The organism is Polaribacter sp. (assembly GCF_051251875.1).
Classification (GTDB): Bacteria; Bacteroidota; Bacteroidia; order Flavobacteriales; family Flavobacteriaceae; genus Polaribacter.
In genome coordinates, this window is sequence record NZ_JBPOGL010000029.1 from 44,696 (window position 1) to 57,112 (window position 12,417).

Consider the following 12,417-nt stretch of genomic DNA (forward strand, 5'->3'; position numbering starts at 1 on the left):
AAATTCGATGACTAAAAAGTTAACAACAGAAGGAAAATACACATACGCAGAAGCTGGCGAAGGCCCTGCAATCATTATTTTACATGGATTAATGGGAGCTTTAAGTAATTTTGACACTACCTTTAATCACTTTTCTTCCAATGGCTACAAAGTTTTAATACCAGAATTGCCTTTATACAAATTGCCACTATTAAAAACAAATGTGAAACAATTATCTAAGTTCTTAAAAGATTTTTTAGAACATAAAAAAATAGATAAAGCCATTCTTTTAGGGAACTCATTAGGAGGTCATATAGCCCTATATTTTACAAAGCAATATCCAGAAAATGTAAGCTCACTTGTACTTACCGGAAGTTCTGGTTTGTATGAAAAAGCAATGGGAGATAGTTTTCCGAAGAGAGGAAATTATGAATACATAGAACAAAAAGCAAAAGATGTTTTTTACGATCCTAAAATAGCCACAAAAGAGTTGGTTGATGATGTTTACAACACTGTTAACGACAGAGTAAAAGCGCTAAAAACTATCTATATTGCAAAAAGCGCTATCAGACATAATATGGCCAAAGATTTACCAGAAATGCAACAAGCTACTTGTTTAATTTGGGGGAAACAAGATAATGTAACACCCCCAGAAGCTGCTTTGGATTTTCATAAATTACTACCAAATTCTGATTTATTTTGGATAGACAAATGTGGCCATGCTGCCATGATGGAACAACCAGAAGAATTCAATAAAATACTAGCTAGCTGGCTAGCATCTAAATAGCAAAAAATTCTTGCAAAAATTGCAAAATTCTTATGAAAATAAAATCTGCAGAGTTTATAATGAGTAACAGTAATGTTACCAAAGCACCCAAAGACAGAAAGCCAGAATACGCATTTATCGGACGTTCTAACGTTGGTAAATCTTCATTAATAAACATGTTAATGGAGCGCAAAGATTTGGCCAAAGTTTCTGGTAAACCTGGTAAAACACAACTTATTAATCACTTTTTAATAAATGAAGATTGGTTTTTAGTTGATTTACCTGGTTATGGTTACGCTTCTGTTTCAAAGAAAAAAAGAGTTATTTTTCAATATTTTATAGAAAACTATTTTAAAGAAAGAGAGCAATTAGTATGTACTTTTGTTTTGATAGATTCTAGACATGATCCTCAAAAAATAGATCTCGAATTTATGCAATTCTTAGGAGAAAATCAGATTCCGTTTTGTATCGTTTTTACAAAAGCAGACAAATTAGGAAGCTCTAAATTAAACCAACATATAACCAAATATAAAAAGAAATTACTGCAATTTTGGGAAGCAGTACCAACATCATTTTTAACATCTTCTTCTACAAGTTTAGGAAGAAAAGAACTCTTAGATTTTATTGATGGTGTAAACCAAGATGTGGCAAAAGATTTTAAATAATCATTAAACACCTAAAGCTCAAAGTAATTTTCACTTCATGAATTCTACAAAAGAAAATTTACAGGTTTTATTTGAAGATAATCATATTATTATTATCAATAAAAGAGCAGGTGATATTACGCAAGGCGATAAAACCGGAGACAAACCTTTAAGTGATGTTGTAAAAGAATACGTTAAAGACAAATACAACAAACCTGGCAATGTTTTTATAGGTACGGTTCACCGGTTAGACAGACCAACCTCTGGCATTGTAATTTTTGCAAGAACCAGCAAGGCTTTAGAGCGTTTAAATAAAATGTTACGCGATAAAACCATTCACAAAACTTACTGGGCAATTGTAAAAAACGCTCCAAAAATAAAAAGTAATACTTTAACCAATTTCTTAAAAAAAGACACGAAAAAGAATAAATCTTTTGTCTACAAAAAAGAAATTGAAGGAAGCAAAAAAGCAACGCTTCATTATGTTGTCATAAAAAAACTAGACAATTATTCTTTAGTAGAAATTGATTTAGAAACCGGAAGACATCATCAAATTAGAACGCAACTTTCTCATATTGGTAGCCCTATTAAAGGCGACTTAAAATATGGTTTTGACAGAAGCAACAAAGACGGCAGCATTAGTTTGCATGCTAGAAAAATTGAATTTATTCATCCTGTTTCTAAAGAAAAAATTACACTTACAGCCCCTACACCTAAAGATGTAATCTGGAATGCGTGTAACTAAAATTCTAAATATAAAATATAATTTGGATTGTAATGTGTTTCAGAAATCTTAAAATCATAGGTTCCCACTTTAACAAAACCTCTTTTTTCATAAAAGTTAATAGCCCTTTTATTCTCTACCCAAACCGCTAACCACATTCCTTTTTGATGGTTTTGTTTTGATAGTTCTATACAAAATTTAAACATTTCTTTGCCTAAATTTAAGCCATAACACTCTTCTAACAAATACAACCTACTTAATAAAGTAATATTTTTATCAGTAATATTTTCATTAATTGCATTTAAAACAACCTTTGCATAACCAACTATATTATTTTTATTTTCAATTAAATAATATAGATTTTCTTTATTTTGTAATTCTTTTACAAAGTTATTTTCGCTAAAATTATCAGCCACATAATTAAGAATGTCTTCATGAGATGCAGAATGTCCGTGAGACGATATAAATGAAGCTTTGCCTATCTTAGATAAAAGTTTAGCATCTTTAACTGTGGCTTTTTTTATAGGATGCAAATGCTAAAGTATTTTAGATTGATAAAAAAAAAGCTTAATACCAACGTTTTTTATTCTTCTTAGAATTATCAGATTTTCTACCCTTTTTATTCTTACTAACTGTATTTGGTTGTAGTTTTTTGTGCTTGGGTTTATTAATAATAAAAGGATGATCTGTAATTATTTTAATTGGCTTTTCTATTAAAGCTTCTATGGTTTTAATATATGCGTTCTCATCCGGAGAACAAAAAGAAAATGCAATTCCAGATTTACCAGCTCTACCCGTTCTACCAATTCTATGCACATAAGTTTCCGGAACATTCGGAATATCAAAATTAATAATAGCATCTACATTGCTAATATCAATTCCACGTGCTGCAACATCGGTAGCAATTAAAATGTTGGCTTTTTTATTTTTAAAATCTTCAATAGCTTTATTTCTGATTGCCTGAGACTTATCACCATGAATACTTGTTACTTTGTAATCATTTTTCAGCAAAGTTTGTTCTAACTTATCAACACCAACCTTTGTGCGTCTAAAAATTAAAATTCGTCCATTTATGGTGTTTCTTAACAAAAGTAAACACAAATCAGTTTTGTTCTTTTTAGGAAGGTAATACAATAACTGACCAATATTTTTTGCCGTAGTCTGTTCTGGGTTAATTTCAATTTTGGTAGAATGTTTTACAATCGTTTTTGCAAGCTCATCTATTTTTTCTGGAATGGTTGCTGAAAAAAGTAAAGTTTGCTTTTTTCTAGGACATAATTTCTCTATCTTTTTTACATCGTTGATAAAGCCCATGTCTAGCATTAAATCAGCTTCATCTAACACAAAAATTTCAACAGCGCTTAAATCTATATCTCCTTGCATTTGCAAGTCTATTAACCTTCCTGGTGTAGCAATTAAAACATCTACTCCATTTGCAAGTTCTTCTTTTTGAGGCTCTAAAGAAACACCTCCAAAAACAGCTGTAGTTTTTAAATTTGTGTATTTGCTATAACTTTTAAAGTTTTCTAAAATTTGTATCGCTAACTCACGCGTTGGAGTAACCACCAACGATTTTATTTTTTTCTCCTTTTGTTTTTCTTCAACTTGTGCATCAAACAACAATTGAATAATTGGCAACGCAAAAGCAGCTGTTTTCCCAGTACCTGTTTGGGCAGAAACAATCACATTCTTTTTTGCTAAAACTAAGGGAATTGCTTTTTGTTGAACAATGGTTGCTGTATGGTATCTCTCTTCAGCAACTGCTTTTAAGATTGATTTATTGAAAGGAAATTCAGAAAACTGCATGAAGTATTTTTCTTGCAAAGATAGTTTAAAAGCGACTATGGTTTTACAAGTTTTTACAATTACAATTTCGGTAAAAAAACTACAAAGAACTAGCGTTAAAAGTATCTCCTTGATTTACATCACCTGTATCAAAACCTTTTTTAAACCAACGCATTCTTTGAGCAGAAGTTCCGTGGGTAAAAGAATCTGGTACTACTCTACCAGTAGAATTCTTTTGCAAACGATCATCACCAATTGCATGTGCTGCGTTTAATGCTTCTTCTAAATCGCCATTTTCCATCATTTTGTTAATTCTTTGAGAATGATGCGCCCAAACACCTGCATAAAAATCGGCTTGTAATTCTAACATCACAGAATATTTGTTGTATTCCGTTTGACTAACACGCCCTCTTAAGTCTTGTACTTTTCTATTAATTCCTGTAATATTCTGAATATGATGCCCAACTTCATGCGCAATTACATAGGCCTGCGCAAAATCTCCAGGAGCATTTAGTTTACTTTCCATTTCTTGAAAAAAACTTAAATCGATGTATAGTTTTTCATCTCCAGGACAATAAAAAGGACCGGTAGAACTTGACGCACTTCCACAAGCAGAGTTTACACTTCCAGAGAAAATAACCAAAGTGGGCTCTCTATAATTCGATATTATTTGATTCCAAATATCTTCTGTATTGGCTAAAATAGTTGCACTAAAATCTGCCAATTCATTTTCTTTTGCTGTGCCTTTATAAGTAGATGAAGTTTGCACTTGATTACTTGTATTTCCGCTAAGTAATTGCAGCGGATTGTTGCCTGTAAAATACATAACAGCCAAAATAATACCCACAATAATTAATCCTTTTTTAGAAGTAACTAATTTTAAAACAAGCCCTATTATCATCGGACTTAAACTTCCTAAAACTCCACCTGAACTACCGCCAGAAGAGGCACCTCTTCTATCTTCTACATTAGAACTTTTTCTATTTCCTTGCCATTTCATACTTCTCTATTTAAAAAAGATAAATTTACTGTTTATTTTTTAGTTTAAAAAATACATACTTCGTGAAATATAATTTAGTTTTTAGAAGTAAGTATGTTTTTATGATTTCTTTTTCTAACGTTAAATTTTAGAGTTACAAAAGTAAAGTAGGTAGATACTAGTTTTGTGTTTGAAATAAAGTTGTAAAAAAGTTCGTTTAACGTGTTTGGCTAGGATTAGTGGTGGATAAATAAACACTCACTTTTCGAATTTAGCATGAGCCGAATTTTTAAATTTATGTCTAATTTTCTTTTATAAATATAACCAATTAAAAAAAATAACCTAGTTTATAAATAAACAAAAAACTTTCGGAAAGCCTGTAATAGCTATATTTTATGCACCTTGTTATGCTTTCGTACTTTACTCTTTTTTTGTAATTACAAATATATTATGTATATTTGTATACGGATTGGGCTTTTCCCGGTCGGCATTTTTCCTCGGTCTATACTGGGGATTTTGTTTTTATGGGAATATCTTGTACCCATATTTTTTACTTTCTATTATATCATAAGCTCTATTTAATTGTGTTGGCTTTAAATATTTCAATCCAATTGGACGTGCTGTTAAGTCAGCTAATTGTAGTCCACTAGAATTAGTCTTCTTATCTGCTATAAGAAAATTATAAACCATTTTGCCAAAGTTTATATTTTTGTATCCAAATTGTTCATTTTCAGTACAAATTCTCAAAAATTCAAGTTCTAAATCTTTATCTTCATTATTTCCTCTTTTTTCAAAAATTAAAGAAATTTTTTTTCCTTCTTGACCATTATATATCAACAACTGATTAAGTTTCTCTAATCCAAAACGTAAACCTAAGTGATATGGATTAAATGGCTTGTTATATTTCGATGTAAGTTTTCTTTTGTCAATAACTATTGGGACAATCTTAAAAGGTATGTCTTCTATAATTTTTGACAAATCTGCCATAAAGTTTCCCCTTAAATCTCTGTCTGTTCTTAAAAATTTAAATGGTTCTTTTGTTTTTCTAATATCTATTTCGTGTAAAACTATTTGGTCATGACCAAAATATTTAAATTTAAAGTGTTGAAGTTTAGGAACAGCCTTTTCTATATAATCAGATATTTTGAAACAACAAAAAGTCAAAACAAATATTGGATAGTTGGTGTCTATGTTTTTTAATCCGTGGTCTCCTGATTCATCAACGTAAACAATATAATCCCCTTTTTCTGTCATAAATTTTAATGTGTGTTAGTCTTTTTTGAGTATGAATCACAACACTAACAATATGAAACATTATAACGTTTCTTATCAGAAGTGAAACCAAGTTAGTTGATTTTTTTGACAAAATCAAACAATAAACCTCCTTAAATTAACAAAGTATTTGCAAACTGTACAGGTTTAAAAGACTAATTTTCAATCCCTTATATCTTGTAGATCAATTTTAGATATAATTGAAAATAAACTAAAGGTGATACTTATTTTTTTAATTCTGTAATGGAGTTATTCAACCAACTTAAATACCATTCGGTGAAACTATATCTCTTTTCTGTATTATTATAATTGTTCACAGGATAAATACCGCCTTCAGAGACTCTATCATCAATCCAAATAGTACCTTTTTCTTTTCCTGTAACAATTATATTTGCAAAAGCACCACAGCCAATATGGCAAATACGCAACATTCCATCGGCCCATTTAGAATTATCATATTCTTCCTCTTTAAAATCGAGAGTGCCTTTTATGCTATCCATATTCCATATAGTTTTAAACCTAAAAGGCTTAGAAAGTTTTATGATGTCTGACTGTTTAGGATTTTGTGGAAGGTCTAAAATTCCTTTTTCTAAACTAAATAAACCATAGTGTGGTCCACAACCGCCATTTCCAAATTCCAACATAAATTCACGATAATCTTTAGGTAACGTAAAACTGTGTTTCTTTTCGAAACTTATAATTTCCTTTTCAGAAATAAGAGAATCAAATTTATACCTATGATGTTCCGAACCAAAAATGCTAAAGTTTTTGTCGAGATTTTTTAGTTCAGATAACTTCTCTTTTAAAACCTCTATGCTTGTGTCATTTTCTGTCGATTTATATAGGTTACTCTCCTTTACCTCGTTTTTAATCATTGTCTTTTCAGCAAATCGTTCTTTCTTCCAAAAAAAACGTTTTCCAAATTTGCGAAGATGTTTCGCCCATTCGGATGCTGCTGTTAACTGACCTTTCTTTTTGTTAGACATTATCTTGTCTTATTATATAATTTCTTTTAATTCTTGTTTTGTAGAGGCTTCAAATTAATCATGAGTAACCGAAGTTGTCTTTTAACCAAGCTTCGATTCCGTAACCAGCTAAAAGTCTTTTAATAATTTTATTCTGCTTTAGAATGAGACTTACCGGAATACGTGTCAAAATTATTTGTTTTTTTCAATTCTGAGTACGTTCTGCAATGAATGCTAATTATAATGATAAAGTAAAATTTCATTCATTTTATCAGAAGTGAAACGAAGTTAATTCAATTTTTTGACAAAATCAAACCAAAAATCTTTCTGTTTTCACAAGTAGGATTAGGTATCATAAAAAAAAATGCTGAAGTAAATTCAGCATGACAAAATAATTATTTTAAATCATTAACATCAATCTTAAATAATTCTGCTGCATTTTTCCAAAGAATTAATTCTTTTTTATCATCTGCTAAATCTAATTGATTCATGAATTTTAAATAGGATTTCATGTTAGAAATTGGCCAATCTGTACCATATAATAAATATTTAGGATCGCCTGCATAGGTTATCATTTCTTCGATTTCTTTTTTCATGTAGCGTTCAAACTTATCGTTAAAATCACCTAAAACCAAACCAGAGATATCGGCAAAAACGTTTTTGTTTTTATAAACAACTTCCATGCAATCTTTTATCCAAGGATTACCAACATGACAAATTACAATTTTTAAATCTGGGTAATCTACCGCTAAATCATCAATATGTAAAGGATGCGAATATTTTACTTTTCCTGTTGGCGCATAGGTATCTCCAGAATGAAACATTACAGGAACATCATATTCTATAGCCATTTCATACATCAACTTAAAACGAATATCATTCGGATAAAAAGGCTCGTAACCCGGATAAAATTTTAATCCTTTAATATGACCATCTTTTAAATATTGACTAATTTCAATAACATCTTTGTAATTATAATGTAGGTAACTAATACCAGCAACAACACCTATATCTTTATATCCTTTTACAGCTTCTACAACTTGTTTTGTACTTGGTCTATGCTCGTTTACTTTGTAAGAAGATAACACCAAAGAATAATCTACATTGTTGTCTTTCATTGTTTTTGAAAGTAAATCTAAACTCTCTTTAATAGAAGTTACTCTGTCTTCGTGATAATTGTTGAGGTGGGTATGTACGTCTATAATCATTGTAAATAATGTGTTATTTAATTAGCCAAAGTAACAAAATTAAAATAAATAAGTCTCTTTGTTTTAATAAAGAGGCTTTGAGGTAATTTTATTTTTTTGATGTTATTCTATCAATTTTTTTTATCTCTTTGTTCAATAATATTTTGACTTCCAAAAACCGATTTATCTTCGTTGTTTAAAGAGTTTGACATTCCTAACATAAATGCAGAAATAATTAAAAGTAATTTCTTTTTTATCCAATATATTGTTTGTTTAGATTCTTCTAAACATTTTTTATTTTTATACATATTAATAATGATAAATGATGAGACAATTGTTTTATCATCTGATGCATTTTCAGCATTTGCTAAGAAAAAAATGTAGTTCTAAGCTATATAAAAATTAGAAATTGAATTACTAGCAGTAATTTTATTGATTAAGAAAATATGTTGATTATACAGTAAAGCAATATTTTGATACAATTGCTTTTGTAGTTTTAAAGTAAGTTTCATTTGTTTTTGAAAAGCATTTTTTAAACAAATGGTAGGAAAGAAAAGAGTAAGAAAATATGCACTAGATAATAAGTCTTTATTAAAAACAACATATTTAGTGTTTTTATATCGAAGCTTTTTATTCTGAATTATTTTTGTTGATTGGTAATAATTAGACGTGTTTTCTTGAGCATAAATAGTAGATTCTGCAACCGAAAGGAAGAATATCAGTAGAAAAACAAAAAGATGTTTTAGTTGCATTTTAAATCTATTTATAAAAATAATATGTTAAAAAGAAAGCCTCTTTGAAAATAACAAAGAGGCTTTTATTTGTGATTGCGATTTTACGAATCAATATACTAAATACCTGCAGATTGCTTCGCAAACTCGCAATGACGTTTTTTTTTATTTAATCAATTCGTAAGAACGCTTAATAAAGTTTGTTAACTCTTCACCATGTAACAAGTTTTGAGATAATTTAGCCAAATCAAAAGCTTGAGAAATTAAACCTTTCTGAGTAGCTTCATCTTTATTATTTAAAATATCAGAAACCAATGGGCTATTTGTGTTTACCACTAAGTTATACATGTCTGGAAAATTACCCATTCCCATCATTCCGCCACCACCAGAAGCTTGCATTTCTTTCATTCTACGCATAAATTCTGGCACTGTAATCATAAACGGAGAAGCAGCAGAATCCATTGCTTCTAATTGAACTGTATATGTTTTAGAATTTACAGCACCTTCAATAATTGGTTTTAACGTTGCAATTTCTTCCTCAGATAATTTAGAAATTACATTATCGTCTTTCTTAATTAAATTATCTACATGATCAGCATCAACTCTAGAGAATTTTATTTTTTCTCCAGATCCTTCTAATTTCTGCATTAAATGCGAAATAATAGGCGAATCTAATAACAATACTTCATATCCTTTTGCTGTTGCATCTTGAATATAACCGTGTTGTGCTTCTTTGTTTGATGTATATAAAATAACGTGATTTCCTTCTTTATCAGTCTGAGAATCTTTTGTTTTTTCTAGTAATTCATCAAAGGTAAAATACGTATCAGCCACTGTTGGGTACAATGCAAATTTCTTTGCTTTGTCAAAGAATTTATCTTCAGACAACATTCCGTACTCAATAATTACTTTAATATCATTCCATTTTTGCTCAAAATCTGGTCTGTCTTTTTTAAATAAAGAAGTTAATTTATCGGCTACTTTTTTAGTAATATAACCAGAAATTTTCTTTACGGCTCCGTCTGCTTGTAAACCAGAACGAGAAACGTTTAAAGGAATGTCTGGAGAATCAATCACACCTTTTAACATTTGTAAGAAATCTGGAACAATTCCTTCTACATTATCCGTTACAAAAACTTGGTTTTGGTATAATTGAATCTTGTCCTTTTGTACATCCATTGATGGAGATAACTTGGGAAAGAATAAAATTCCTGTTAAGTTAAAAGGATAATCTACATTTAAATGAATGTGAAATAAAGACTCTTCAAATTGCATTGGATACAATTCTCTGTAAAAGTTTTCATAATCTTCATCACTTAAATCTGCAGGCGCTTTTGTCCAAGCAGGTTCTGTGTTGTTGATAATTTTATCAACTGTAATTTGTTTGTGCGCCTCTGTTGTTTCTTTACCTTCAGCATCTGTTGTAGTTGCTGGTGTAAACTCAGGATCGTTAATTTCTTTTGTTCCAAATTTAATTGGCACTTGGTTAAAACGATTGTATTTGTTTAATAAACCTTCAATTTTACTTTCTTCTAAAAACTCTAAAGAATCTTCTGCAATGTGTAAAACAATTTCTGTTCCTCTGTCTGCTTTATCGCTTTCGACTAAGGTAAACTCCGGAGAACCATCACATGTCCAATGAGCAGCTGGTGCATCTTTAAAAGATTTTGTAATTAATTCTACTTTTTCTGCAACCATAAAAGCAGAGTAAAAACCAAGTCCAAAATGACCAATAATTCCTGCTTCATTGTCTTTATACTTATCTAAAAACTCTTCAGCTCCAGAAAATGCAATTTGGTTGATGTATTTTTCAACCTCATCGGCAGTCATTCCTAAACCTTGATCTTTAATGGTAATTGTTTTCGCATCTTTATCTATGCTGATTTCAATTTTAGCATCACCCAATTCGGTTTTTGCTTCACCAATAGCAATTAAGTGCTTTAGTTTAGAAGTTGCATCTGTTCCGTTAGAAATTAATTCACGTAAAAATATTTCGTGATCTGAGTACAAGAATTTTTTAATAAGTGGAAAAATATTTTCTACTGATACATTAATATTTCCTTTTGCCATTTTATGTTTGTGTTTTTTTAATTTATTAATTCTGATTAAGATTAGTCAAAAAAAATACCAAAGCGCTTTTTATGACAAGATGACAGAAATATTTTTTTATTGACAACTATCTTTATTGTTTTTGTAAATTAGTACTTTTACGTATTACAAGTTTGCAAATAATCAAAATAAACAATATTTAATTATGTATAATTCAAAAATCACCGGACTTGGTTATTATGTTCCAGAGAATGTTGTTACCAATAACGACTTAAAAGAGTTTATGGACACTTCTGATGAATGGATTCAGGAAAGAACAGGAATAAAAGAAAGACGTTGGATAGATCCTAAAACAGAAGATACTACGGCTGTTATGGGCGCAAAAGCAGCAAGAATTGCTATTGAAAGAGCAGGTTTAACAAAAGATGATATCGATTTTATTGTGTTTGCAACTTTAAGTCCGGATATGTATTTTCCAGGAGGTGGCGTTCAAGTGCAAGACATGTTAGAGATGCCAACTATTGGCGCTTTAGATGTGCGTAACCAATGTTCTGGTTTTATTTATGCAATGTCTGTAGCAGACCAGTTTGTAAAAACAGGCATGTACAAAAATGTTTTAGTAATTGGCGCAGAAAACCATTCTGGCGGCTTAGAACGCTCTACAAGAGGAAGAAATGTTTCTGTTATTTTTGGTGATGGCGCAGGAGCCGCAGTTTTATCACGAAGTGAAGAAAAAGGCAAAGGTATTTTATCTTCTCATTTACATTCGGAAGGAAAACACGCCAAAGAATTGGTTTTAGAAGGACCATCTACCCAACGTTGGGTGCCAGAAATTTTAGAAAAAAATGATCCAGATGATGTTTCTTATTTTCCTTATATGAATGGTCAGTTTGTATTTAAACACGCCATAACCCGTTTTTCTGAAGCCATTGTAGAAGGTTTAAAAGCAAATAATTTGCAGAAAGACGATATTGATATGTTAATTCCGCATCAAGCAAATTTACGTATTGCTCAATTTATACAACGTAAATTTAGATTACCCGATGATAAAGTATATAACAATATTATGAAATATGGAAACACTACCGCTGCTTCTGTAATTATAGCATTAACAGAAGCTTGGGAATTGGGTAAAATAAAAGACAATGATTTGGTTGTTTTAGCTGCCTTTGGTAGTGGTTTTACTTGGGGAAGTGTAATTATACGTTGGTAATTTTTTTACTTTCCTAATATAATTAAAAAGGTCTTCGACAAGCTCTGACTGACATCCGTTTGGTAAATTGTTCTTTGGAATGAGCATCAAAAAAAAGTAATTTTAAAACTAAAATATTACCAA

General features: G+C 30.2%; 13 protein-coding genes. 4 read left to right on the top strand and 9 right to left on the bottom strand.

Going from position 1 to position 12,417, the window contains the following annotated elements:
• Positions 1–7: 7 nt before the first annotated feature.
• From ACSHW5_RS12760 to ACSHW5_RS12770, 3 genes are read left to right on the top strand one after another with little or no spacing between them, the layout of a single operon-like run.
• Entirely contained in the window at positions 8–766 is a 759-nt protein-coding gene (locus ACSHW5_RS12760; protein ID WP_435676524.1) for an alpha/beta fold hydrolase, read from the top strand.
• A gap of 32 nt (positions 767–798) precedes the next feature.
• Entirely contained in the window at positions 799–1,410 is a 612-nt protein-coding gene (gene yihA, locus ACSHW5_RS12765) for a ribosome biogenesis GTP-binding protein YihA/YsxC (protein WP_435676525.1), read from the top strand.
• Positions 1,411–1,447: 37 nt separating this feature from the next.
• Complete coding sequence (locus ACSHW5_RS12770; RefSeq protein WP_435676526.1) at positions 1,448–2,134, top strand: RluA family pseudouridine synthase; 687 nt, start codon at positions 1,448–1,450, stop codon at positions 2,132–2,134.
• Here ACSHW5_RS12770 and ACSHW5_RS12775 read toward each other — a convergent pair.
• From ACSHW5_RS12775 to htpG, 9 genes are all read right to left on the bottom strand, one after another.
• On the bottom strand, positions 2,131–2,646 hold the full coding sequence (locus tag ACSHW5_RS12775; protein ID WP_435676527.1) for a GNAT family N-acetyltransferase: 516 nt from the start codon (positions 2,644–2,646) through the stop codon (positions 2,131–2,133). The genes ACSHW5_RS12770 and ACSHW5_RS12775 overlap by 4 nt on opposite strands.
• A 34-nt stretch (positions 2,647–2,680) precedes the next feature.
• On the bottom strand, positions 2,681–3,919 hold the full coding sequence (locus ACSHW5_RS12780; protein ID WP_435676528.1) for a DEAD/DEAH box helicase: 1,239 nt from the start codon (positions 3,917–3,919) through the stop codon (positions 2,681–2,683).
• A gap of 79 nt (positions 3,920–3,998) precedes the next feature.
• On the bottom strand, positions 3,999–4,898 hold the full coding sequence (gene ypfJ, locus ACSHW5_RS12785; RefSeq protein ID WP_435676529.1) for a KPN_02809 family neutral zinc metallopeptidase: 900 nt from the start codon (positions 4,896–4,898) through the stop codon (positions 3,999–4,001).
• Positions 4,899–5,399: 501 nt separating this feature from the next.
• Entirely contained in the window at positions 5,400–6,131 is a 732-nt protein-coding gene (locus ACSHW5_RS12790; RefSeq protein ID WP_435676530.1) for a DUF3800 domain-containing protein, read from the bottom strand.
• A 242-nt stretch (positions 6,132–6,373) separates the two neighbouring features.
• The gene (locus ACSHW5_RS12795) at positions 6,374–7,135 is read right to left on the bottom strand and encodes an SMI1/KNR4 family protein (RefSeq protein WP_435676531.1); all 762 of its coding nucleotides are present in this window, start codon (positions 7,133–7,135) and stop codon (positions 6,374–6,376) included.
• A gap of 374 nt (positions 7,136–7,509) precedes the next feature.
• Positions 7,510–8,322: an amidohydrolase family protein gene (locus ACSHW5_RS12800; RefSeq protein WP_435676532.1), complete on the bottom strand. Its 813-nt coding sequence runs from the start codon at positions 8,320–8,322 to the stop codon at positions 7,510–7,512.
• Between the two features lie 110 nt (positions 8,323–8,432).
• A complete protein-coding gene (locus ACSHW5_RS12805) occupies positions 8,433–8,609 on the bottom strand; it encodes a hypothetical protein (RefSeq protein ID WP_435676533.1) in 177 nt (58 codons plus the stop codon).
• A gap of 78 nt (positions 8,610–8,687) precedes the next feature.
• Positions 8,688–9,053 (bottom strand): hypothetical protein, encoded by a 366-nt coding sequence (locus tag ACSHW5_RS12810; protein ID WP_435676534.1) that lies wholly within the window; start codon positions 9,051–9,053, stop codon positions 8,688–8,690.
• A 144-nt stretch (positions 9,054–9,197) separates the two neighbouring features.
• Positions 9,198–11,102: a molecular chaperone HtpG gene (htpG, locus tag ACSHW5_RS12815; protein ID WP_435676535.1), complete on the bottom strand. Its 1,905-nt coding sequence runs from the start codon at positions 11,100–11,102 to the stop codon at positions 9,198–9,200.
• A 184-nt stretch (positions 11,103–11,286) separates the two neighbouring features.
• On the opposite strand from htpG, the gene ACSHW5_RS12820 reads away from it, so the two are divergent.
• The gene (locus ACSHW5_RS12820; protein WP_435676536.1) at positions 11,287–12,294 is read left to right on the top strand and encodes a 3-oxoacyl-ACP synthase III family protein; all 1,008 of its coding nucleotides are present in this window, start codon (positions 11,287–11,289) and stop codon (positions 12,292–12,294) included.
• Positions 12,295–12,417: the final 123 nt, after the last annotated feature.

Bases quoted from the DNA above. Each gene is read 5' to 3' on its own strand.
- ypfJ (WP_435676529.1), bottom strand. From the start codon at position 4,898: ATGAAATGGCAAGGAAATAGAAAAAGTTCTAATGTAGAAGATAGAAGA.
- ACSHW5_RS12790 (WP_435676530.1), bottom strand. From the start codon at position 6,131: ATGACAGAAAAAGGGGATTATATTGTTTACGTTGATGAATCAGGAGAC.
- ACSHW5_RS12770 (WP_435676526.1), top strand. From the start codon at position 1,448: ATGAATTCTACAAAAGAAAATTTACAGGTTTTATTTGAAGATAATCAT.
- ACSHW5_RS12820 (WP_435676536.1), top strand. From the start codon at position 11,287: ATGTATAATTCAAAAATCACCGGACTTGGTTATTATGTTCCAGAGAAT.
- ACSHW5_RS12805 (WP_435676533.1), bottom strand. From the start codon at position 8,609: ATGTATAAAAATAAAAAATGTTTAGAAGAATCTAAACAAACAATATAT.
- ACSHW5_RS12810 (WP_435676534.1), bottom strand. From the start codon at position 9,053: ATGCAACTAAAACATCTTTTTGTTTTTCTACTGATATTCTTCCTTTCG.
- ACSHW5_RS12780 (WP_435676528.1), bottom strand. From the start codon at position 3,919: ATGCAGTTTTCTGAATTTCCTTTCAATAAATCAATCTTAAAAGCAGTT.
- ACSHW5_RS12760 (WP_435676524.1), top strand. From the start codon at position 8: ATGACTAAAAAGTTAACAACAGAAGGAAAATACACATACGCAGAAGCT.
- ACSHW5_RS12795 (WP_435676531.1), bottom strand. From the start codon at position 7,135: ATGTCTAACAAAAAGAAAGGTCAGTTAACAGCAGCATCCGAATGGGCG.
- yihA (WP_435676525.1), top strand. From the start codon at position 799: ATGAAAATAAAATCTGCAGAGTTTATAATGAGTAACAGTAATGTTACC.
- ACSHW5_RS12800 (WP_435676532.1), bottom strand. From the start codon at position 8,322: ATGATTATAGACGTACATACCCACCTCAACAATTATCACGAAGACAGA.
- htpG (WP_435676535.1), bottom strand. From the start codon at position 11,102: ATGGCAAAAGGAAATATTAATGTATCAGTAGAAAATATTTTTCCACTT.